Source organism: Halorubrum sp. AJ67 (assembly GCF_000513435.1).
The window spans coordinates 67,080-68,051 of the sequence record NZ_CBVY010000012.1 but is presented as its reverse complement, the minus strand read 5'-3'; the positions used below and the strand labels follow the sequence as shown (position 1 = coordinate 68,051).

Genomic DNA, 972 nt, shown 5'->3' with positions numbered 1-972 from the left:
ACGTATGAGTGACCATTCGCCACAGCCCGACCGGATGCGACGACCGCCGCGGTCGGCGGTCGGTCCGCGACCGCCGGCCGCGACCCCGTTCCCGCGAGGGGGCGAACTGATTATTGAAGTCTGACATCCAGTCTCGTTCGGCCGCCTTCGGCCGCGTTCCTTTCGGTAGCCGATGCTTCGGTTAGTGTAATTTATTTGGTAAGTTCGGAACCTTTATGTGTTCCCGTCGCCGAGAACGGGGCACGATGACGAGCGACACCGACACGCTGGTGGCGGAGGACCCGATCACGGGCGAAGAGATCGAACTCCCGGCCGACGTCGAGGTCGGCGAGATCATCGACAGTCCGGTCACCGGGACCGAACTCGAAGTGATCTCGCTCGATCCCGTCGTCTTGGAGGAGGCACCCGAACTGGAGGAGGACTGGGGCGAGTAGATGGCGACGAGCGCCGCGGACTCGACACGCGAGTGGTACGCATGCGCGTGAGAGCCGACGCGAACGGAGGGGGATCGACATGCGCGTAGGCGTCCTCTACTCACGGATACGGAAAGACGAGAAACTGCTTCTCGGCGAACTCCGCGAGCGCGGCCACGAGGTCGAGAAGATTGACGTCCGCAAGGAGCGGTTCGGGCTGGAGTCGACGACCGCCGCGGTCGACGACCTCGACATCGTCGTCGACCGCTGCCTGTCGACGAGCCGGTCGCTGTACGCGACGCGCTTTATCGACAGCTACGGCGTCCCTGTGGTGAACTCCCCCGAGACGGGCGATATCTGCGCCGACAAGGCGAAGAACTCGCTCGCGCTCGCGGAAGCGGACATCCCGACCCCGGCGACGGAGGTGGCGTTCACCAAGGAGGCCGCCCTCGAAGCGATCGAGTCGTTCGGCTACCCCTGCGTCCTCAAGCCGGTCACCGGCTCGTGGGGGCGGCTGATGGCGAAGATCGACTCGCGGAACGCCGCCGAGGCCATCCTC

1 protein-coding gene and 1 pseudogene are annotated in these 972 nt (G+C 65.3%); both read left to right on the top strand.

Going from position 1 to position 972, the window contains the following annotated elements; all coding sequences use genetic code 11:
- The first annotated feature begins 245 nt into the window (after positions 1 to 245).
- Positions 246 to 434 (top strand): lysine biosynthesis protein LysW, encoded by a 189-nt coding sequence (gene lysW, locus BN903_RS10660; RefSeq protein WP_048077712.1) that lies wholly within the window; start codon positions 246 to 248, stop codon positions 432 to 434.
- Between the two features lie 79 nt (positions 435 to 513).
- Positions 514 to 972: pseudogene (locus BN903_RS10655) on the top strand (lysine biosynthesis protein LysX); the annotation flags it as partial.